The sequence below is a fragment of the Stenotrophomonas rhizophila genome (genome assembly GCF_020857975.1).
GTDB classification, from domain to species: Bacteria; Pseudomonadota; Gammaproteobacteria; order Xanthomonadales; family Xanthomonadaceae; genus Stenotrophomonas; species Stenotrophomonas rhizophila_C.
The window spans coordinates 63,235-84,617 of the sequence record NZ_JACWUO010000010.1 but is presented as its reverse complement, the minus strand read 5'-3'; the positions used below and the strand labels follow the sequence as shown (position 1 = coordinate 84,617).

The 21,383-nt window shown below is 67.5% G+C and carries 13 protein-coding genes; 10 read left to right on the top strand and 3 right to left on the bottom strand.

Going from position 1 to position 21,383, the window contains the following annotated elements; genetic code table 11:
• Window positions 1–790 precede the first annotated feature (790 nt).
• Complete coding sequence (locus tag IC535_RS11465) at window positions 791–3,544, bottom strand: TonB-dependent receptor (RefSeq protein ID WP_228886235.1); 2,754 nt, start codon at window positions 3,542–3,544, stop codon at window positions 791–793.
• A 331-nt stretch (window positions 3,545–3,875) separates the two neighbouring features.
• Window positions 3,876–5,903: a glycoside hydrolase family 97 protein gene (locus IC535_RS11460; RefSeq protein ID WP_228886236.1), complete on the bottom strand. Its 2,028-nt coding sequence runs from the start codon at window positions 5,901–5,903 to the stop codon at window positions 3,876–3,878.
• Window positions 5,904–6,216: 313 nt separating this feature from the next.
• Here IC535_RS11460 and IC535_RS11455 point away from each other — a divergent pair, with 313 nt between their 5' ends.
• From IC535_RS11455 to IC535_RS11430, 6 genes are all read left to right on the top strand, one after another.
• Entirely contained in the window at window positions 6,217–8,418 is a 2,202-nt protein-coding gene (locus tag IC535_RS11455) for a Six-hairpin glycosidase-like protein (RefSeq protein ID WP_228886237.1), read from the top strand.
• Window positions 8,415–9,902 carry an MFS transporter gene (locus tag IC535_RS11450; RefSeq protein ID WP_228886238.1) on the top strand — a complete coding sequence of 496 codons (1,488 nt, stop codon included), beginning with the start codon at window positions 8,415–8,417 and terminating at the stop codon, window positions 9,900–9,902. Before IC535_RS11455 ends, IC535_RS11450 begins: the two co-directional genes overlap by 4 nt.
• Window positions 9,902–11,623, top strand: a complete 1,722-nt coding sequence (locus IC535_RS11445; protein WP_228886239.1) for an alpha-amylase family glycosyl hydrolase — start codon at window positions 9,902–9,904, stop codon at window positions 11,621–11,623. The genes IC535_RS11450 and IC535_RS11445 overlap by 1 nt, the downstream gene beginning before the upstream one ends.
• A 168-nt stretch (window positions 11,624–11,791) precedes the next feature.
• The gene (locus IC535_RS11440; RefSeq protein ID WP_228886240.1) at window positions 11,792–12,172 is read left to right on the top strand and encodes an SseB family protein; all 381 of its coding nucleotides are present in this window, start codon (window positions 11,792–11,794) and stop codon (window positions 12,170–12,172) included.
• 126 nt (window positions 12,173–12,298) lie between these two features.
• Complete coding sequence (locus tag IC535_RS11435) at window positions 12,299–13,798, top strand: ATPase domain-containing protein (RefSeq protein WP_228886241.1); 1,500 nt, start codon at window positions 12,299–12,301, stop codon at window positions 13,796–13,798.
• Window positions 13,788–15,860, top strand: coding sequence for a hybrid sensor histidine kinase/response regulator (locus IC535_RS11430; RefSeq protein WP_228886242.1), 2,073 nt, complete (start codon window positions 13,788–13,790; stop codon window positions 15,858–15,860). The genes IC535_RS11435 and IC535_RS11430 overlap by 11 nt, the downstream gene beginning before the upstream one ends.
• A 34-nt stretch (window positions 15,861–15,894) precedes the next feature.
• Here the strand turns inward: IC535_RS11430 and IC535_RS11425 are convergent, their stop codons facing one another.
• Window positions 15,895–16,926 (bottom strand): LacI family DNA-binding transcriptional regulator, encoded by a 1,032-nt coding sequence (locus IC535_RS11425; RefSeq protein ID WP_228886243.1) that lies wholly within the window; start codon window positions 16,924–16,926, stop codon window positions 15,895–15,897.
• A 323-nt stretch (window positions 16,927–17,249) separates the two neighbouring features.
• Between IC535_RS11425 and IC535_RS11420 the strand changes: the two genes are divergently transcribed.
• The 4 genes from IC535_RS11420 to IC535_RS11405 all read left to right on the top strand — a co-directional run bounded on the left by IC535_RS11420 (window position 17,250) and on the right by IC535_RS11405 (window position 21,383).
• Window positions 17,250–17,786, top strand: a complete 537-nt coding sequence (locus tag IC535_RS11420; protein ID WP_228886244.1) for a single-stranded DNA-binding protein — start codon at window positions 17,250–17,252, stop codon at window positions 17,784–17,786.
• Window positions 17,787–18,195: 409 nt separating this feature from the next.
• Entirely contained in the window at window positions 18,196–19,092 is an 897-nt protein-coding gene (locus IC535_RS11415; RefSeq protein ID WP_228886245.1) for a hydroxypyruvate isomerase family protein, read from the top strand.
• 30 nt (window positions 19,093–19,122) lie between these two features.
• On the top strand, window positions 19,123–20,808 hold the full coding sequence (locus IC535_RS11410) for a GMC oxidoreductase (RefSeq protein ID WP_228886246.1): 1,686 nt from the start codon (window positions 19,123–19,125) through the stop codon (window positions 20,806–20,808).
• Window positions 20,808–21,383 (top strand): gluconate 2-dehydrogenase subunit 3 family protein, encoded by a 576-nt coding sequence (locus IC535_RS11405; RefSeq protein ID WP_228886247.1) that lies wholly within the window; start codon window positions 20,808–20,810, stop codon window positions 21,381–21,383. The genes IC535_RS11410 and IC535_RS11405 overlap by 1 nt, the downstream gene beginning before the upstream one ends.

Sequence of the window (21,383 nt, the reverse complement as noted above, 5' to 3'; positions counted from 1 at the left end):
GTTTCCGCTTCGCGGACAAATTCAAAAGCGTTTCGTGCCCCTCCGGGGCGCGAGTCACTTTCTTGCTCGTGCAAGAAAGTAACCAAAGAACACGCCCCCGTCCGCTCGCCGTCGGGCTACGCCCGCCGGTGCCCTGCGCTTCTCGCGTCGGCAAGGGACGGTGCGGAACTCGCTGCGCTCAGACACCCGCACCTCTTCGCCCTTGCCGCCACTGCGATGCTCGGCTCGCTCCAAGGGGGAGGTAGATCAAGGTCAGGATCACCAGCAACGGCAACAGCGTCCAACCAGCGGTCAGTCCAGCTGCTCCAATTCCTGGCAACCTATTGCAGGTAGGTCCGACCCGTGGTCGGACACGCATCGTCTCGGCATCACGCTGTCCGAGCGTGGCTCGGACCTACGCTTTCCCATGCATGCCAGCCATGTGTGGAGGGGTGGCGTGGGTGGGTTGGCGGGACTGTCGAAAACATGGGTCCGGCGCATGCGCCGGACGGGTTGGGCAGGACGCCCAACCCCGGCCTTGCCGCATGCGCAGGAAAGCGCATGCGAGCAAGTTTTCGCCAAGCCCCCACGGATGGGTTCACGGCGTGTCCCGCCAACCCACCCGCGCCAGCCCAATCAGCGCATGTCGGTCATTGCCTTTGATCTGAGTCTGTAGTTCGCCGCTTACCCGAAAATTGGCGAAAAACCTTTTCGCGCTTGGCGATACCCGGAATTCGTCGATCATGCATGCCGGGCAAGCAAAAACCCGCTGCTCGCGCAGCGGGTTTCCGTGGTTTCCACCGTGGCTGGATCAGAACTTGTAGTTCACGCCCAGCATGTAGGTGCGGCCCCATTCCATGTACTCCAGCGGGCGGTCCTTGCTGCCGGCGTAGGTGCGGTACGGCTCATTGGTCAGGTTGCTTCCCTGCAGCAGCAGGGTCAATCCGTGCAGGCTGCTGCTGTCGGCGAAGCTGTAGCTGATCTGCGCATCGGTAACGTTCTCGCCCACCACATAGCGCAGCGTACGGTTGCCGTTGAAGTTGCCGATCTCGCCGATGAAGTCCGACCGCCGGCGCTGGCTCACCCGGGCCTCGAAACCGCTGCGCTCGTAGTACGCGGTGAAGTTGTATACGCGCTTGGACAGGCCCGGCAGGCTGATCGGCCCATCACCGACCGAAGAGGCGCTTTCAGGATCGCGGATGCTGACATCGCTGTCGTTGAACGTGGCGCTGGCCTGTACGCCGAAACCGCGCAATGCCGGCGTAAACATGTCCAGCGGGAACGACGCGGTGAGCTCCAGGCCGCGCAGCGAACCACCCTTGCCGTTTTCAGGAGCGGTGAACGTGCCAGTGGTCACTGCCGGCGGCGAACCTACCGGCGGCACATAGTCGGCGACGAACTGCGAGAAGTCGTAGTTGTCCTGGGACTGGGTGTAGATGTAGGTCTTCAGCTGCTTGTAGAACAGCGCGACGGCCACATAGGCCTTCTCGCCGAAGTACTTCTCATAGGACAGGTCCAGCGCCGTGGCACGCCATGGATCCAGCAGCGGGTTGCCGCCGCTGGCGCCCGGCTTGCCGGTGGCCGTGTCCACGCCGAACTCCAGTGCCGAGCGCATCTGGTCCACCCTCGGGCGCGCCACCTGCTTGGCCGCGGCGAAACGCAGCGTCTGCTGGTGCGGGAACATGAACACCAGGTTCATGCTGGGCAGCCAGTCGTTGTAGGTCCTGCCACCGCTGAACGGACGCACATTGCTGCCGGCCGGTTGCGAGCCATCCCAGTAATTGGACTGCGAACTCTGGTCGGTGTGCTGCATCTGCACGCCGATATTGCCGCGCACGCCCACTTCGCCGATGTCGGTGTTGATGTTCGCGCGCAGCCAGGCGGTGGTGATCTTCTCCTGTACGGTCCATGCCTTGGACACCAGGTAGGACAGCTCGTCGGTCGGTGCGAACACCATGTAGCGGTCCACCGCGGCCGGCACGTTCCAGGCCGGGATGTGGCCCAGCCCGGCAAAGCCGAGATTGACCGGACGGTACTGCAGGTCGCCGGCGATGTTGGCATCGCCCTGCGCGCCGAGCAGGATGCTGCCTTCAGGCTGGGTCTTCTGCTTGCGGCGGTCGGCGTAGTTCACGCCCACATCCACGTCGGCGAACCACCGCATCGCCTCGGGCAGGGCGAACGTGGCCTGCAGGCGGGCGCCCTTCAGGCGGTCTTCCACCTGCGGGACCTTGCCGTAGCCGGAGCCGTAGATGGTGTTGGTCAGGAACAGCGCGTCGGGGTTGGAATAGTCCAGGCCCGGGCGGATCTGCGAGAAGCCGTTCGGCTTGACCACCACGCCGACCGTATCCAGCTGCGGCATCGGGGTCAGCTGCAGGTTGTTTTCCAGGTTCAGCTCATCGCGGGTGGCCTTGGAGTAGTTCACGTCGGCCACAACCTTGACCCGCTCGAAGTTGAACTCGTTGTTCCAGCCGAACGCGTCGATCTTGTCCTTGCGCGTGTTGTACATGCCGCGCACCAGCGGGTACACGCCGCTGGCCACGCCGCCGGCGAAGCTGCCGTCGGCGTTCAGCTGCGGGTTGCTGATCAGCAGGCCCGGGGTGTAGTTGCCGTTGTAGTTGCTCAGGTTGAGCTCGAACTGGTTGGCCGTGTCGATCTGCTCGGCTTCGGTATGGAACGCATCCAGGGTGCTGGTCCACACGTTGGACGGGCGGAACTGCACGGTGGCCATCACCGCGTCGCGCTTGTTGTTGCCGGTGCGGCGCAGCGCCTTGATGCCATCGGAGAACACCGTGCCCGGGGCCAGCCCGGGGCGGTCGCCGTTGTCGGTGTGCTCGGTGGTCCACGGCTCGTACAAGCCCACCTGGTTTTCCTGGATCGGCATGTCGCTGTGCGCGTAGCCGATCGCGATGCCCAGGGTGCTGTCGAAGAACTGGTCGATGTAGCTGGCGCTGAAACGGTTGCCGTACGGGTCGACGTTGGCGGCCTTGCCCAGCGAACTCTTCTGGTAGCGGCCGCTGATGGCGATCACGCGCTCGGCAAAGCTCAGCGGGCGCACCGTCTGCATGTCGATGGTGCCCGACAGGCCCTGGCCGACCAGGGCAGCGTCGGGAGTCTTGTACACGGTCACGCCGTTGACCAGTTCCGAGGGGTACTGGTCGAACTCGACGCTGCGGTTGTCGCCGGTGCTGACCACTTCACGCCCGTTGAGCAGGGTGGTGGCGAAATCCGGCGACAGGCCGCGCACGCTGATCACCTGGGCACGCCCGGCCACGCGCTGGGCGGCCAGGCCGGGCAGGCGGCCCAGCGATTCGGCGATGCTCACATCGGGCAGCTTGCCGATGTCCTCGGCCGAGATCGCTTCGACCACCGAGGTGGCGTCCTGCTTGATCGCAATGGCGTTCTCGATGCCGCGGCGGATGCCGGTGACCTGCACGGTGTCCAGGTTGGTGGCCGCGGTGCCGGCTGGCGTGGTGGTGTTCGGTTCGGCGGTCTGCGCCGACGCCATCAATGGCGTCAGGGCGACGGCCAGCGCCAGACTCAGCGCGCTGCGCTTGCGGTTCAACATTTTCCCCTCCCAGGCAATGTTGCCAATCGATTTTTGGTTGCCCGGAGATCCGGGAGCATCACGGCGCGGTGGCCGTTGACTGCGTGGCTATGGTAGGCAGCGCATTCGCCGTGCGGCCGATCCTGCATACGTATTCAATGGGGTTTCAGCGGCTGTAAGCGGTTACAGGTGCGTCGGCGCATTCGCGCTGCCGCTCCACGATTCGCTTCGCGAACCGCGGACCCCTGTCTCACCAACACCCATACCTCCGTGCCTTCGGCACCGCCCCCTGACTCAGGGGGCTCTCCCCCAGACGCGCTAACGGTCGGTGTGTTGCATTGCGCCGGGGCAATTACAGCGGAACGAAACGGATCGCCTGGCCGCCGCCGGGTGCCAGCACCAGGGTGAGCGCATCGGCGCTGGTGACCTCGCGGGTTTCACGCACGAACGCGAACGGGTTGCTGCGGAAATCGGCGCCGTCGCCATCGCGGTAGATCTCGGCGCGGTAGCGCACGCCCGGTTCCAGGAAGCCCAGCGATACCGGCAGCACGCGGCCGTGCTCGTCGGTGATGCTGCCCAGGAACCAGTCGCGGCTGTGGCGGTCCTTGCGCACCAGGGTCGCGTAGTCGCCCACTTCGCCGTTGAGCACGCGCGAGTCGTCCCAGTCCACCGCCACATCCTCGATGAAGCGGAACGCCTGGCGGTGCTGCAGGTAGTGTTCGGGCAGGTCGGCGGCCATCTGGATCGGGCTGTAGATGGCCACGTACAGCGCCAGCTGGCGGGCCAGCGTGCTGGGAATGGGTTGGCCGCCACGGCCCTTGAGGCTGAGGATGCCGGGGGTGTAGTCCATCGGCCCGGCAAGCAGCCGGGTGAACACCAGGTTGACCTCGTGCTCGGGCGGGTTCGGCGGCTGGCCCCAGGCGTTGTATTCCATGCCGCGCGCGCCTTCACGCGAGATCCAGTTCGGGTAGGTGCGGCGCAGCCCGGTGTCCTTGATCGGCTCGTGTGGATTCACCGCGATGTGCCGCCTGGCCGCTTCCTGTACCACCTTCAGGTGATGGCGGGCCATGAACTGGCCGTCGTGCCACTCGCGCCACAGCGCGCCGCCGGCCGGATTGCGCCGGTCCACCTGGCCGTCGTCGCAGACGTAGCCGCTCTTGAACGCATCCACGCCCAGGCTCGCATACAGGTCCAGCGCGGCGTCGAGCTGGTCTTCGTAGTGTTCGACCGCGCAACCGGTTTCGTGGTGGCCGATCAGGTGCACGCCCTTCTTCGCGCCGTAGGCCGACAGCGCCTGGATGTCGAAATCGGCGGTGGGCCGGGTGAAATCGAAGTCGTAACCGTTGCCCACCCAGTTGCCGTCCCAGCCGGGGTTCCAGCCCTCCACCAGTACCCCGCGGAAGCCGTGCGCGGCGGCAAAATCGATCACCTTCCTGGTCTTGGCGGTGGTGGCCGCATGCCTGGGCCCGGTGGCCCAGCTTTCCCGGTCCAGGTGCATCGACCACCACATGCCCAGGTACTTGGACGGTTTGACCCAGCCCACATCGCCCAGCGCATTGGGTTCGTTGAGGTTGAGGATCAGGTCCGATTCGACCAGCCCGCCGGCGCGGTCGCTGATCTGCACGGTGCGCCAGGGCGTATCGAAAGGCAGGCTGCGACGCACCTTCCAGCCTTCGGCGGCCGGCGACAACTGCGCGCGCAGGCGCTGTCCGTCGGTGCGGCGCAGCCACATGCCGGCGTAGTCGACCAGCGCCGCTTCATGGATGGCCACGTGCAGCCCGTCGCCGCTGCGCAGGGTGATCGGGGTGTGCACCAGCGGTACCTGGTCCAGCGGCGTGCGCCGGTACAGGTATTCGTAGTGGATCGCTTCCCCGGCCGGAATCCACCACGCGGTGGCGGCGGGCGCGATCGCAAATTCGGTCAGTTCCTCGTCGATGATCGCCTCGTCCATGCCCGGCTGCTGCGGGAAGTGGTAGCGCAGGCCCAGGCCATCGTCGAACACGCGCAGCACCACGTCGATGCGGCGCCCGGCGCCGCTGCGTTCGCCCAGCTGCACCACCACCTCGTTGTAGTGGTTGCGCACGAAGCGGCGTTCGCCCCACGGTTGTTCCCAGGTTTCATCGACGCTGCGCGCGGTCTGCCCGAGCACGGCCAGGTCGCGGTCCAGGCGCCCGTCGCGCAGCTGGAAGCCCAGCCTGGATTCGGCCACCACGGTGTCACCCAGGCGTTCGACCCGGTAGCTGGGGTTGCCCCCATCCAGCTGCAGCGACACCCGCAGCACCCTGCCGGGCGATTCCACGCTGGCCACGGTGAGCGGTTCGGCCCAGGCGCCGGCGGCGAGCAGCAGCGACAGCGCCAGCCAGGGCAGGCGACGGCGCATGCTGCACGCATGAAGATATTGCGGCGTCGTCGGCATTTCCCCTCCCAAGGCGGCCCGGACATGGCTGGACTATAGCCACGCAGATCCGGGGCTCCGGCCGCATGGCGATGAATACGTATGCAGAGGGACGCGCGCTGCGGCCTGCCGTCTACCATGGAGCCAAGGCACCCTGGGAGGGGGCCGCGAGCGCAGCGCCGCACCGCTGCAGTCATCCGCCGGCAGGTACCGGCCGTTGGCCGGTGCGGGGCTGGGTAACCACAACGCGTGCAACGAGGGAGGGAGGCCGACGGGCGCAAGCCGGTCGTCCGCTTCGATGCTGAAGATGATCTGCCTGACCGCCGCCTTCGGGCTGGCGCTGGGTTCGACCGCGACTGCGGCGGACCTGACCTTCGACGGCCGCACCGCGCGCGCCGAACCGGCTGCCGACGGCGGCTTCGTCCTGCATACGCCGCAGGGCGAGGTGCACGTGGCCGCCGCGCCAATGCGCAGCCAGACCGGCAGCATGATGTTCGACTCGCTGTTCGCGCTGGCCCAGCAGGAGCTGGACGCCGACCGCGTGGACGCCATCCGCGACCCGGCCTTCAACCAGGGCAGGCCGGTGCCCTGCAACTGCTTCCAGACCGGCGAACGCTGGCCCTATGTGTGGACCCGCGACGTGAGTTTCGCCGCCGACCTGGCGCTGGCGCGGCTGGACCCGGTACGCACCCGCCAATCGCTGCAGTTCAAGCTGTCCACCGCCCGCGGCGGGCATACCCCGGGGCTGTTCGTCGCCCAGGACACCGGCTCGGGCGGCAGCTGGCCGATCAGCAGCGATCGGGTGGTGTGGTTCCTGGCCGCGCGCGCGCTGCTCGATGACCCGGCGTTCGCCGGACAGACCTGGCAGGCCCTGCAGGCCACCCTGGCGCAGGACCGCGCGGCGGTATTCGATCCGCGCATCGGCCTGTACCGCGGCGAGACCTCGTTCCTGGACTGGCGTGAGCAGACCTACCCGGACTGGACGGCCAAGGACGTACGCTTCATCGGCGATTCCTTCGCGCTGTCCACCAACGTGCTGCACTACCAGGCGCTGCGGCTGGCCGAGCGGCTGGCCCGCGAGCGCGGCGATGCCCGCGTGGCGGACTACGCCGGCTGGGCCGACGCGCTGGCCGTCCAGATCGATGCGCGCTTCTGGCGCGAGGACGCCGGGCTGTACATGAGCTACATCGGCGAGGCTGCGCACCCGGTGCCGTATGCCAAGTACGACCTGCTGGCGATCTCGCTGGGCGTGCTGGCCGACGTGTTCCCGGCCGACCGCGCCCGCCGCGCGCTGGCCAATTACCCGGCGGTGGAGGGCGGCAGCCCGGTGGTATGGCCGCAGCAGGCGCAGCAGCCGATCTACCACAATCGCGCAGTCTGGCCGTTCGTCAGCGCGTATTCGCTGCGCGCCGCGCGCCGGCTCGATGACGCCGCCCGCATCCAGCTGGAGATCCAGTCGCTGATGCGCGGCACGGCGCTGGCCGGCTCCAACATGGAGAACTACGAGATGCGGCGCTTGGCTGTGCATGTCGACGAAGGCGCCTTGAGCGGCCCGGTGGTCAATTCGCCGCGCCAGTTGTGGTCGGTGGCCGGTTACCTGTCGATGGTGCTGGAAGGCGTGTTCGGCGTGGAAGCCGATGGCAGCGTGGCGCCGAAACTGCCGACGGCGCTGGTGCCGCAGCTGTTCGGCAAGCGCAGCAGCATCGAACTGGACGACGGCAAGACCCGCTACGTGCTCAAGCTCCCGCGCAAGCTCGACGGGCAGCTGCTGGTGGCCGGCAGGACTACGCGCAGGGGCAACACCGTCACCGTGCAGCTGGTGGCCGCACCGGCGCCGGGGAGTGCCGAGCCACGCTCGGTTGCCTCTGCTTCTGCAGCTGCCTACGCCCCCGCCACGCCCACCGCGCCCAACCCCGTCAAACGCGGCAGGGCGTGGTCGATCCCGTTCCCCGCCAACCACGTGCTGTGGCTGGACGGCCGCGCGGTCACCTCCGCCTCACCGCTCACCCTCAGCGACGACGGCCACCAGCACTGCCTCAGCCTCACCCGCCGCGACGGCCCGCTGGAATCGCTGCACAGCCCGACGACCTGCGTCGGCCTGCAGCAGCGCCTGGCCGGCGCGAGGCAATGGTCCTGGACGGCCGCGGCCCCCACCCGGGTGCGCATCCGCCTGCGCTATGCCAATCCCAATGGCCCGATCAACACCGGCGTCACCGCGGCGGTGAAACAACTGGTCGCGCAGTGCCCCGGCCAGCCGGCGCAGCGCGCAACCGTGGTGATGCCGCACAGCGTCGGCCCGCGGGACTCCACCGCCGCCGAATTCGAGCTGCCCAAGGGGCGCTGCCGCTTCACCCTGGAACAAGGCTTCAATATGAGCGCGCTGACCCACTTCGCCCAGTACAACGGCGGCAAGGGCGGCCGCGACGGCGTGCTCAACCAGGCCCAGGTCAGCGCGCTGCTGATTGCGCCGATCGCCCCTGCCGCAGGGGATGCACGATGAGCCGCCCGGCCAAGCCCACGCTGTCGTTCCGGCAGATCTGGAACATGTGCTTCGGCTTCCTCGGCATCCAGTTCGGGTTCGCCCTGCAGAACGCCAATGCCAGCCGCATCTTCGAAACCCTGGGCGCGCCGATGGACGCGGTGCCCGGGCTGTGGATCGCCGCGCCGCTGACCGGCCTGCTGGTGCAGCCGGTGATCGGTTACTGGTCCGACCGCACCTGGACCCGCTGGGGCCGGCGCCGTCCGTACTTCATGGCCGGCGCGGTGCTCACCACCCTGGCGCTGCTGGTGATGCCCAACTCGCCGACGCTGTGGATCGCGGCCGGCACGCTGTGGGTGCTGGATGCCTCGATCAACGTATCGATGGAGCCGTTCCGTGCCTTTGTCGGCGACCAGCTGGCGCCGCGCCAGCGGCCGGCCGGCTATGCGATGCAGAGCTTCTTCATCGGCATCGGCGCGATCGTGGCCAGCTTCCTGCCCTTCATCCTGGCCCACCTCGGCGTGGCCAACACCGCCGGGGCAGGGCAGGTGCCCGATACCGTGCGCTATGCGTTCTACTTCGGTGCGGTGGTGCTGCTGGGCGCGATCTGCTGGACGGTGCTGCGTACGCGTGAGTATTCGCCGGCCGAACTGGCCGGGTTCGCCGATGCGCAGCCGCCCGCCGCGCACCTGCCTGCGCGCGTGGCCGGCCCGCCGGCGTGGGCGCAGGGCGCCCTGTGGCTGCTGGTCGGGGTGGTACTGGCCGCGGCCATCGCCTGGCAGCGCGGCGACAAGATGCTGTATGTGCTGGCCGGGCTGTGTGCGGCCTATGGCGTGCTGCTGGGCCTGGCGCGGGTAGTGCCGGGCACGCATATGCTGGCGCAGATCGTCGATGACCTGCGCAGCATGCCGCAGACCATGCGGCGGCTGGCCTGGGTGCAGTTCTTCTCGTGGTTCGCGTTGTTTGCGATGTGGATCTACACCACCGCCGCGGTGGCCGGCACCCACTTCGGCTCCACCGACCCCGCCTCGGCCGCCTACAACGAGGGCGCCAACTGGGTGGGCGTATTGTTTGGCGCCTACAACGGCTTTGCCGCGCTGGCTGCGTTGCTGATCCCGCCGATGGTGCGCCGGTTCGGCCTGCGCTGGAGCCACCTGCTCAACCTGTGGCTGGGCGGCGCCGGGCTGGTCTCGCTGATGTTCATCGACGACCCCAGGTGGCTGCTGCTGTCGATGGTCGGGGTGGGCTTCGCTTGGGCCTCGATCCTGTCGCTGCCCTACGCGATGCTGTCCGACAGCGTGCCGGCGGCCAAGATGGGCATCTACATGGGCCTGTTCAATTTCTTCATCGTCATCCCGCAGCTGGTCGCCGCCAGCGCGCTGGGCTTCATGCTGCGCACCTGGCTGGGCGGCGATCCGATGCACGTGCTCGCCCTGGGCGGGGCCAGCCTGGTGCTGGCCGGGCTGTGCGTGCTGTACGTGCCTTCCTCACAGGAGCTTGCCTGATGCGTGGTTCTTCCCGGTTGTCGCTGGGCCTGTCGTTCGCACTGCTGTCGGCCCAGGCCGTCGCCGCGCCGCGCCCGGAGTATGTGGGTACCAGCGAACCGTTCGCCAGCGAGGCGGTGTACTTCGTGGTCACCGACCGCTTCGTCAACGGTGACCCGGACAACGACCACCGCGACCAGGGCGGCAGGCACCGCACCTTCGACATCCCGGTGGCGTGCCCGGACAAGGTCGACGGCAACATCGGCTACCTCGGCGGCGACTTCAAGGGTGTGCTCGACAACGCCGACTACATCGCCAACCTGGGTTTCGGCGCGGTGTGGATCACTCCGATCGTGGACAACCCCGACCAGGCCTTCACCGGCAGCAAGCCGATCAGCTGCAGCAGCACCCTGACCGACCGCGGCAAGACCGGCTACCACGGCTACTGGGGCATCAACTTCTACAAACTCGACGAGCACCTGCCCAGCGCCGGCCTGGACTTTGCCGGGCTCACCCGCGGCCTGCACGCGGCCAGGCTGAAGGTGGTACTGGACATCGTCGGCAACCACGGCTCGCCGGCGTGGACCATGCCAACGCGCCAGCCGCAGTTCGGGCAGCTCTTCGACAAGCACGGAACGCTCGTCGCCGACCACCAGAACCTGCCGCCGCAGCAGCTGGACCCGGCGCACAACCCGCTGCATGCGTTCTATAACAACATCGGCCCGGTCGACAGCAAGAACGGCTCGATCTTCGACGGCAACCTGGCCGAGCTGTCCGATTTCAATCCGCATAGTCCGGCGGTGATGGATTACCTGGTCGGCGCCTACCTGCAGTGGACCGCGCAGGGCGTGGATGCGCTGCGCATCGACACCATCGGTTGGTTGCCGCACCCGTGGTGGCATGAATTCGTCGGCCGCATCCGCGCCGCGCATCCGGGCATGTTCATGTTCGGCGAGGCCTTCGACTACGATGCCGGCAAGATCGCCGAGCACACCTGGCCGGCCAACGCGAACGTCAGCGTGCTGGATTTCCCGCTGCGTGGCGCGTTGTCGTCCGTGTTCGGGAAAGCGCAGAAGGGCTTTGAAACCCTGGCCGAGCCGCTGCACCTGCTCGACGGGCCATACGCCAATCCGTATGAGCTGATGAGCTTCTACGACAACCACGACATGGCCCGCCTGGACGCCAGCGACAACGGCTTCATCGACGCCCACCACTGGCTGTTCACCGCGCGCGGCATCCCGGTGATCTACTACGGCTCGGAAACCGGCTTCATGCGCAGCCGCGCCGAGCATGCCGGCAATCGTGCCTACTTCGGGCAGGAGCGCGTCAACCAAGCGCCGCAGAGCCCGATCTTCGCCCCGCTGCAGCGCATTGCCCGGCTGCGCCAGGCCACCCCGGCGCTGCAGCGCGGCCTGCAGGTCAACGAGCGCCTGCACGGGGACGAAGCGGTGTTCTTCCGTGTGCTGCAGCAGGGCGATACCACCCAGACCGCGCTGGTGCTGCTCAACAAGGGCGACACTGCGCGCACGATCCAGGTGCGCCGCTACCTGCAGGCAGGCCGCTGGCGCGACGCGCTGGACGGCGGCAGCCAGCAGGTGAAGGGCAGCCTCAAGGCGACCGTACCCGCGCACGGGGTCAAGGTATACCTGCTGGATGCCCCGGTGGCCCAGCCGCAGCTGCAGGCCGAGCTGCAGCGCGCCGTCGCCGACCAGCAGGCCCGTACCCGGCGCCTGGCCCGGTAGGTACCCACCGTTGGTGGGTACACTGCGCCACCGTTGGTGGGTACGCTTCGCCACCGTTGGTGGATACACCGCGCCACCGTCGGTGGGTACGCATTGCGCCACCGTTGCCGGTATCGCCACGGCACCCCGTTACAATGGCGCCCCCGCAACCGTCGCACCCATGGCCCCATGACCGAGCTTGCCCCGCAGACCCCGATCGAAACCCTGCTCAAGTCCGCGATGGACGGCCAGCTGCCGATCGCGCTGTTCATGAAGGCCTTCGTGGCTTCCGAGGTGGTGCTGCTGACCGGCAGCCTGGTCACTCCCGACGGCAGCGGCTTCGACCCGCTGCTGTTCGACAAGCAGGGCGTGCTGCACGTGGCGGTGTTCACCGACATGGCGCGGGTCGGCTTCCACAGCCAGCAGGCCCCGCACACGCTGCGCATGCCGATGCTCGAGGTGCTCAAGCGCGTGCCCGGCGGGTATGGCGTGGTGGTCAACCCGGGCACCGCGCTGGGGTTGGAGCTTTCGCCGGCCGGTATCGGCGAGATCCTCAAGGATTTTGCCTAGGCTGCGCTGCCGGCTGGTTTTACGCGGCCCACACGTTGCTTAATGTGCTTTCAGCCAGCAACGCAGATCACACAAGGCCTACACAAGACCCGTTGCTAGACTCGCCGCGTCGAAAATGGCGAACCTATGCAGACACAAACTTCCCGCATCACCACCGGTATCCAGGGCCTGGATCAGATCCTCCGCGGCGGCTTCCCGCAAGGGCGGTTGTATCTGCTGGAAGGCCCCCCCGGTTCGGGCAAGACCACCTTGTCGCTGCAGTTCCTGCTCGAAGGCCTGCGCCGGGGCGAACGCTGCCTCTACATCACCCTGTCGGAGACCGCCGAGGAACTGCGCGAGGTGGCTACCGCGCACGGCTGGTCGCTGGACGGGCTGCACCTGTTCGAGCTGGGCTCGGCCGAGGACGCGCTGGGCAACGGCCGCCTGCAGTCGGTGCTGCATTCGTGGGAGGTGGAACTGGATGAAACGGTCAACCTGATCCTGGGCGAAGTGGACCGGATCGGTCCGTCGCGGATCGTGTTCGACTCGCTGTCCGAGCTGCGCCTGCTGGCGCAGGATTCGCTGCGCTACCGCCGCCAGATCCTGGCGTTGAAGCAGTTCTTCGCGCCCAAGGCGGCCACCGTGTTCCTGGTCGACGACCTGACCTCCACCAGCGAAGACCGCGACGGCCAGCTGCACAGCCTGTGCCACGGGGTGCTGTCGCTGGAACGGCTGACCCTGGACTTCGGCCCGGCCCGGCGCCGGCTGCAGGTGCAGAAGCTGCGCGGCGTGGACTTCGTGGCCGGCTACCACGACATGGTGATCCGCGCCGGCGGCCTGGAGGTATTTCCGCGCCTGATCGCCAACCAGCACCACGAGCAGTTCCGTGGCACCCCCGTTGGCAGCGGCGTGGCCGAGATCGACAACCTGCTCGGCGGCGGCCCCCTGCGCGGCACCTGCACCCTGCTCACCGGCCCGGCCGGCAGTGGCAAGACCAACGTGGCCCTGCAATACATCTGGGCGGCCTGCGAGCGCGGCGAAAAGTGCTGCATCTTCGAGTTCGACGAGCGCGTAGGCACGCTGCTGGCGCGCGCCAGGGCGCTGGACATCGACCTGCACCAGCACTTGGCGTCGGGCCTGCTGGAGATCATCCAGATGGACCCGGCCGACATCTCGCCCGGCGAGTTCTCCTGGAACATCCAGAAGGCGGTCGAGCTGGGCGGTTGCAGCGTGCTGATGATCGACAGCCTCAACGGCTATGTCGCCGCCATGCCGCAGGAAAAGCAGCTGATGCTGCAGCTGCATGAGCTGCTTTCCTACCTCAACCAGCGCGGCGTGGTGACCTTCCTGGTCAACCCGCAGCATGGGTTGGTGGGCAGCATGTCCACCGGCAACTTGAACGTGTCCTACATCGCCGATGCGGTCATCCTTTTCCGCTTCTTCGAAGCGCAGGGGCGCATCCGCAAGGCGATCTCGGTGATCAAGAACCGCGGCGGCGCGCACGAAGACACCATCCGCGAGCTCAAGATCGACGGCCGCGGGCTGTCGCTCAGCGACCCGCTGAAGGAGTTCAAGGGCATCCTCACCGGCACCCCCGAATTCGTCGGCGACAGTGCGGCATTGTTGGGCCAGGCCCATGCCCGATGATCACGGCGGGGCAGGGGTGGTGCATATCGTCGCGCCGTTCGGGCGCGATGCCGACAGCATTGCCACGGTGCTGCGCAGCGCCGGGCTGGGCACCCAGACCGCGCCGCAGCTGACGGCACTGGCTGCGGCCATCGACGAGCACGCCGGGGCCGTCCTGGTCACCGAAGAGGCCGTTGCCGGCGGCACCGAGGCCCTGCTGGCGGCGCTGAGCACGCAGCCGGCCTGGTCCGATCTGCCCTTCATCCTGCTGCGCTCGCCGCGCGCCCATCGCCGTTCACCGACCGACGGGTTGCTGCCGCGTTCGCTCAACGTAGTGGAACTGGACCGCCCGCTGGGCAGCATCTCGCTGCTCAGCGCCGTGCAGGGCGCGTTGCGCGCGCGCCAGAAGCAGTACCTGGTGCGCGACCAGATGCAGGCCCTGGCCGACAGCCGCGTGGCGCTGGTGCGCAGCGAGTCGGAGTTGCGGCTGATCGCCGACGCGATGCCGGTGCTGATCGCCTTCATCGACCGCAGCCTGCATTACCGGTTCGCCAACAAGGCCTACGAAGCCTGGTTCGAGCGGCCGGTTGGCGAGGTGATCGGCCAGCATGTCAGTGCGGTGATCGGCGCCGACGCGTGGGAGCAGCGCATGCCGGCCATGAACCGCGCGCTGGCCGGGCACGAAACCGTGTTCGAGACCACCTGGCCGCACCGCGACGGCCGCCGCCGCGACGTGGAGGTGCGCTATTCGCCGCGCCTGCTCGCCGATGGCAGTGCCGACGGCTTCCATGTCTTCGTTACCGACATCACCGTGTCCAAGCTGGCCCTGGAAGACAGCCGGCAGCATGCGCAGGAGCTGGAGGTGATGGTGGCCGAGCGCACCCGCGAACTGGAAGCGCAGATGGCCGCGCGCGAAGCCAGCGAATCGGCCCTGCGCCAGGCGCAGAAGATGGAAGCCATCGGCCAACTGACCGGCGGCATTGCGCACGATTTCAACAACATGCTCACCGGCATCCTGTCGGCGCTGGACATCGTGCGGATGCGGCTGGAAATGGGCCGCACCGACGACCTGCACCGCTTCCTGGACACCGCCACCGCCTCCAGCCAGCGCGCCGCCGGCCTGACCCAGCGCCTGCTGGCCTTCGCCCGGCGGCAATCGCTGGATGCCAAGCCGCTCGAACTCAATGCCCTGGTCGGGTCGGTGCTGCACCTGCTGCGTACCACCCTGGGCGAAACGGTACGGCTCGATACCCGGATCGCGCCCACGCCGCTGCACGCCACGCTGGATGCCAACCAGTTCGAAAGCGCCCTGTTGAACCTGGCGATCAATGCGCGCGATGCGATGCCGCACGGCGGCGCGCTGGTGCTGCGGACCAGCGCGGTGCATATGGGGCAGGGCGAGCACGCCAGCATTCCGGCCGGCCACTATGCGGTGGTGGCGGTCTCCGATACCGGCACCGGCATGCCGCCGGAAGTGGTGGAGCGCGCGTTCGAGCCGTTCTTCACCACCAAGCCGATCGGCAAGGGCACCGGCCTGGGCATGTCGATGGTGTACGGCTTCATGCAGCAGTCCGGCGGACACATCGCCATCGATTCGGCGCCTGGCCAGGGCACCACCGTATCGCTGTACATCCCGTTGGCGCAGGCACCGGCCGCCCCGGCCGAACCGGCCGCGGCCGCCGTGGTCTCGCTGGGCGCAGGGCAGTCCATCCTGGTGGTCGAAGACGACGAGCAGGTGCGGATGCTGGTCACCGTGGTGCTGGAGGACCTGGGCTACCAGGTCGAGGTGGTCGGCGATGCCGACGCGGCCATTCCGCTGCTGGCTTCCCCGCGCGTGATCGACCTGTTGATCACCGACGTCGGCCTGCCCGGGCTCAACGGCCGCCAGCTGGCCGAGATCGCGCGGCAGTCGCGCCCGGTGCTGCCGATCCTGTTCATGACCGGCTACGCCGAAAAGGCGCAGGAGCGCTCGGCCTTCCTGGAGCCGGGCATGGCGATGATTGCCAAACCCTTCCTGCTCGACGAGTTCAGCGCCGCGGTGCGCAAGGCGCTGGCCGACGGACACGAGGCGTGCGTGGCCTGAGCGTGGCCCGACGGCCGATCCGCCGCACGAAGGCTCAGCGGTGCCGTGACGACTCGCGCAGCACCTGCTTCACCGCGATGGTCTGGCTGTCCACCGTTTCGCCATTGATCAGCGCCAGCAGCTTTTCCACCAGCAGCTGGCCGGCCTGCTTGGTGTCCTGCTGCACGGTGGTGAGCGTGGGCGAAACCGAGGCGGCCAGCGGGATGTCGTCGAAACCGGCCAGGGCCACGTCCTGCGGAACGCGCAGCCCGCGCTCGCGCAGGGCGCGCATCGCGCCGATGGCGATCAGGTCGCTGGCCGCGAATACCCCGTCCATCTGCTCTCCACGCGCCAGCAGCGCCTGGCAGGCGTCGAAGCCATCCTGTTCGGTGGTGATCGCATCGTGCTGCAGGCCGGGGTCGGCACGGATCCCGCGCGCGGCCATCGCCGCTACGTGGCCGCGGTAGCGTTCCTCGAACTCGGGGTAGTGGCTGGAGGCATGGCCGATGAAGGCGATCCGCCGGCAGCCCTGGTCAAGCAGGTGGGCGGTGATGTCGAAGCCGCCCTGGAAATTGTCGCTGCCGATCGACACCCCGGGCTGGTCGGGCAGGGCCGCGCCCCAGCGCACGAAGTGGGTGCCCTGTTCTACCAGCCGCTGCAGCCGCTGGCGCGACTCGTGGTAGTCGCCGTAGCCGAGCAGGATGATGCCGTCGGCCTTGTTGCTGTCTTCGTAGTCGGCCTGCCAGTCGGTGGACAGCTGCTGGAAGGACACCAGCAGGTCGTAGCCGCGCAGCGCGCAGGCGCGGGTGATCGCGCCCAGCATGGCGTGGAAGAACGGGTTGATCAGCGAATCGTCGTTGGTGGGGTCCTCGAAGAACAGCAGCGCCAGCGTGCCGGCATTGCGCAGGCGCAGGCTGGAGGCGTTCTTGTCGACCTTGTAGTTCAGCTCCCGGGCGATGCGCAGGATGCGCTCGCGGGTTTCCGGGTTGACCATCGGGCTGCCGCGCAGGGCGCGCGACACGGTCGGTTGCGACACCCCGGCCAGGTGCGCGATATCCAGGGAAGTGGCTTTGCCGCGGATGGTCATTGCTGGGGACGACGGGGAGGCGCGACACGCATCATGCCATGCGCGGCCCGGCCCTGGCCGGGCCTGGCGGTGGCCACCGCGTCCAGACCCCGACCGGGGCGGCGGCGGCACGGCCGCTACCGCCGGCCGGCCTTGCCGCACAAGGCATGAGGCCGATTCTGGTCGCTTCTGGCCGGAATTCCGACCCAGCCGAGCGCGGCGGCAATGATAAGATGGGGCATTCTGGACCCCCCAATTTCCCGGGGGCGGCACTGCGTACCTGCACCCCGGCCGGGGCTGTGGTATCACTGCGGCCTGCCCTCGGACAACGGAAGAGCAACCCTATGGCGCGCGGCATCAATAAAGTCATCCTGGTCGGCAACCTCGGCAACGACCCGGACGTGAAGTACACCCAGGGCGGTATGGCGATCACCCGCATCAGCCTGGCCACCACCAGCGTCCGCAAGGACAAGGACGGCAACCAGCAGGAGCGCACCGAATGGCACCGCGTGGTGTTCTTCGGCAAGCTCGGCGAGATCGCCGGCGAGTACCTGCGCAAGGGCAGCTCGGTCTACGTCGAAGGCAGCCTGCGCTACGACAAGTACACCGGCCAGGATGGCGTGGAGAAGTACTCCACCGACATCATTGCCGATGAAATGCAGATGCTGGGCGGCCGTGGTGAAGGCGGCGGCGGTGGCGGCGGTGGCGAACGCCCACAGCGTCCGCAGGCCCCGCGCCAGGAATACGGCGGTGGCGGTGGCGGCGGTGGTCAGCGCCAGGGCGGCCAGGGCGGCGGCTACGGCCAGCAGCGCCCGCAGCAGCAGGCCCCGCAGTCGGCCCCGCCGATGGACGATTTCGCCGACGACGATATCCCGTTCTGAACAACGCTTGCCGGCAACTGCTGGAACGTTTCAAGGAGAGCCCCGTTTTACGGGGCTTTTCTTTGTCCCGATGATTCTTCCATTCAACGCGCCATTGCCCGGGTAGCCGCGCAGGCGCCGTCGCACGTGGCAACAGCGGCCTCCATCGCACGGTCGCCATCGGCTGCCGACCTGCACCGTGTCGGAGGCGAGGGTATTGCCCACCCCATCGGCACATCCAGCAGTCCGCCTCCGGCCGCTTCCCGACCCTCCATCACCTTCACGCGGCAACCGGCGCGTCGGGCGTTGTGCCTTGCAGCATGGGTTTTCGTGCACTGCGGCTTGCAAAAAAACGATTTCCTACCCTATGGTGCAATCGATTGCATTGCGGTGATTGGTTGCGTTGATACCGGTCGGAGGCCGGAAGTGGATGCCTACCCATTCGATCGGACCGGCCCCGGGCCAGGGGCTCACGCGGCGCGACGCGCTGCGCATGGCGGTTGCCGGGGGCCTTGGCCTGGGGGCGGCGGGCGTGCTGCCGGCGCTTGCCGCCGCCGCGCCGCGCAAGGGCAAGCTGAAGCACTCGGTCGCCCGCTGGACGTTCCCGCAGCTGTCGGTCGCCCAGCTTTGCCGGACGGTGAAGGGCATTGGCTTTGCCGCCATTGATCTGGTCGGCCCGGCCGATTGGCCCACGCTGAAGGCCCATGGCGTATACAGCTCGATGTGCAACGGCGCGGAGATGGGCCTGGACAAGGGCTTCGCCGGCCGCCAGTTCCACGATCAGCTGGTGCAGCGCTATACGCGGCATATCGACCTGGTGGCCGATGCCGGCTATCGCAACCTCATCTGTTTTTCCGGCAACCGCAACGGCATGGACCCGCAGGAAGGCATGGCCCATGCCGAAGCAGGACTCAAGCGCATCCTCGGGCATGCCGAGAAGCGCGGCGTCGTGCTGGTGATGGAGCTGCTGAACTCCAAGGTCGATCATCCCGACTACCTGTGCGACCGCTCCGCATGGGGCGTGGAGCTGTGCCGGCGGATCGGCTCGGCGCATTTCGGCCTGCTGTACGACATCTACCACATGCAGATCATGGAGGGCGACATCATCGCCACCATCGGCAAGCACCACGCCTGCTTCAAGCATTACCACACCGCGGGCGTGCCTGGCCGACATGAGATCGGAGACCAGCAGGAACTCCACTATCCCGCCATCTGTCGCGCGATCGGCGACACCGGTTTCGATGGTTATCTGGCGCAGGAATTCATGCCTGCGGCGCCGGATCCTGTCGGCTCGCTGCGCGAGGCGATCCGCCTTTGCGACGTCTGAAACGATATCCACCCAGGTGAAGTAGAACCCATGGCAGACAATCATTACGACGCCATCGTCGTCGGCTCGGGAATCAGTGGCGGTTGGGCGGCAAAGGAACTGACCGAGAAGGGCCTCAAGGTCCTGATGCTGGAACGCGGACGCAACATCGAGCACGTCAAGGACTACGTCAACGCGATGAAGGAGACGTGGGATTTTCCGCACCGCAACCGGCCAACCCAGGCGATGAAGGCCGATTACCCGGTGTTGATGCGCGACTACGGCCTGGTCGAGAACCTGCAGGGAATGTGGGCCGATGAAAAGGAGTCGCCCTACGTCGAGACCAAGCGATTCGACTGGTTCCGCGGCTATCACGTGGGCGGGCGCTCGCTGTTGTGGGGGCGGCAGAGCTATCGGCTGTCGGACCTGGATTTCCAGGCGAACCTCAAGGACGGCATCGCCACCGACTGGCCGATCCGTTACGCCGACATCGCGCCCTGGTACGACCACGTGGAGAAGTTCGCCGGCATCGCCGGCACGCGCGAAGGGCTGGACGTGCTGCCCGACGGCCAGTTCCTGCCGCCGATCCCATTGAACATCGTCGAGAAGGACGTGGCCGCGCGGATCAAAAAGGCCTTTGGTGGAACGCGGCACATGATCCACTCGCGCACCGCCAACATCACCAAACCGATGCCCGAGCAGGGTCGCGTCAACTGCCAGTATCGCAACAAGTGCATCCTGGGCTGCCCCTTCGGCGCGTATTTCTCGACCCAGTCGGCGACCCTGCCGGCCGCGATGAAGACCGGCAACCTGACGCTGCGACCGTTCTCGATCGTCAAGGAAGTGCTCTACGACAAGGACCGCAAACGTGCGCGCGGCGTGGAGGTCATCGATGCCGAGACTGGACAGACCTACCAGTACACGGCCAAGGTGATCTTCCTCAACGCATCGTCCTTCAACTCGACCTGGCTGTTGATGAACTCGGCCACCGATGTCTGGGAAGGCGGGCTCGGCTCTTCGTCCGGCGAGCTGGGGCACAACGTGATGGACCACCATTTCGGTGCCGGTGCCTCCGGCCGGGTCGAGGGCTATGAGGACAAGTACTACTTCGGCCGACGTCCCTGCGGCTTCTATGTTCCGCGTTTCCGCAACGTCGCCGAGGAAAAGCGCGGCTATATGCGTGGATTCGGTTACCAGGGCGGCGCCAGCCGCAGCGGGTGGTCGCGTGAGATCGCCGAGCTGAACATCGGTGCCGACCTGAAGGAGGCGCTGACCGTACCCGGCGACTGGCGCATCGGCATGACCGGTTTCGGCGAGATGCTGCCGCACCACGACAATACGATCCGCCTGGATCCGGACCGCAGGGACAAGTGGGGGTTGCCGGTGTTGGCGATGGACGTTTCCATGCGCGCCAACGAACTGGCCATGCGCAAGGACATGGCCGCCGATGCCGCCGAGATGCTGGAGGCCGCCGGCGTCAAGGACGTGGAGATGCACGACAACGACTATGCCCCGGGCAAGGGCATCCATGAAATGGGGACCGCGCGCATGGGGCGTGACCGCAAGAACTCCGTGCTGAACCAGCACAACCAGGTCTGGGATGCGCCCAACGTCTATGTGACCGACGGTGCCTGCATGACCTCCAGCGCCTGCGTGAATCCCTCGCTCACCTACATGGCGCTGACCGCGCGGGCCGCCGACCACGCCGTGCGCGAACTGAAGGCGGGGAACCTGTGATGGATCGCCGCGAACTGCTGAAGATGATCGTCGCCGCCACGGGCGCGGCCATGGTCGGCCTGCCCGCGCGCGGCCATGGCCAGGTGCCGGCCGCCGGGGCGAAGACCCTCTTCTCCGACGCCGAGGTGGGTACGCTGGACGAGATCGCCGAGACCATCCTGCCGCGGACCAAGACGCCGGGGGCGAAAGACGCGGGCGCAGGGCTTTTCATGGCGCAGTTCGTCACCGACTGCTATACCGCCCGGCAGCAGGCGACGTTCCGCGCCGGCCTGGCCGATATCGACAAACGCGCCGGCGGCCGCTTCGTTTCACTCGCGCCGCCGGCCCGCACCGAACTGCTGCGCGCGCTGGATGCACAGGCCAGGAAACACGCGGTCGAGGTGACCGAGACCGGCACCGCCAAGCAAGGAGAAGCGATGCCGCACTACTTCACGATGATCAAGCAGCTGACCATCTTCGGCTTCTTCACCTCGAAGGTCGGCGCGACCGAAGTGCTGCAGTACGTTGCCGTGCCGGGGCGCTACGACGGCGACCTGGCCTATGTTCCCGGCACGCCTGCCTGGGGGACCAGCTGA

Excerpts from the sequence above, each read along its gene's own strand:
- IC535_RS11465 (WP_228886235.1), bottom strand. The coding sequence starts at position 3,544 with ATGTTGAACCGCAAGCGCAGCGCGCTGAGTCTGGCGCTGGCCGTCGCC.
- IC535_RS11460 (WP_228886236.1), bottom strand. The coding sequence starts at position 5,903 with ATGCGCCGTCGCCTGCCCTGGCTGGCGCTGTCGCTGCTGCTCGCCGCC.
- IC535_RS11455 (WP_228886237.1), top strand. The coding sequence starts at position 6,217 with ATGCTGAAGATGATCTGCCTGACCGCCGCCTTCGGGCTGGCGCTGGGT.
- IC535_RS11450 (WP_228886238.1), top strand. The coding sequence starts at position 8,415 with ATGAGCCGCCCGGCCAAGCCCACGCTGTCGTTCCGGCAGATCTGGAAC.
- IC535_RS11445 (WP_228886239.1), top strand. The coding sequence starts at position 9,902 with ATGCGTGGTTCTTCCCGGTTGTCGCTGGGCCTGTCGTTCGCACTGCTG.
- IC535_RS11440 (WP_228886240.1), top strand. The coding sequence starts at position 11,792 with ATGACCGAGCTTGCCCCGCAGACCCCGATCGAAACCCTGCTCAAGTCC.
- IC535_RS11435 (WP_228886241.1), top strand. The coding sequence starts at position 12,299 with ATGCAGACACAAACTTCCCGCATCACCACCGGTATCCAGGGCCTGGAT.
- IC535_RS11430 (WP_228886242.1), top strand. The coding sequence starts at position 13,788 with ATGCCCGATGATCACGGCGGGGCAGGGGTGGTGCATATCGTCGCGCCG.
- IC535_RS11425 (WP_228886243.1), bottom strand. The coding sequence starts at position 16,926 with ATGACCATCCGCGGCAAAGCCACTTCCCTGGATATCGCGCACCTGGCC.
- IC535_RS11420 (WP_228886244.1), top strand. The coding sequence starts at position 17,250 with ATGGCGCGCGGCATCAATAAAGTCATCCTGGTCGGCAACCTCGGCAAC.
- IC535_RS11415 (WP_228886245.1), top strand. The coding sequence starts at position 18,196 with ATGCCTACCCATTCGATCGGACCGGCCCCGGGCCAGGGGCTCACGCGG.
- IC535_RS11410 (WP_228886246.1), top strand. The coding sequence starts at position 19,123 with ATGGCAGACAATCATTACGACGCCATCGTCGTCGGCTCGGGAATCAGT.
- IC535_RS11405 (WP_228886247.1), top strand. The coding sequence starts at position 20,808 with ATGGATCGCCGCGAACTGCTGAAGATGATCGTCGCCGCCACGGGCGCG.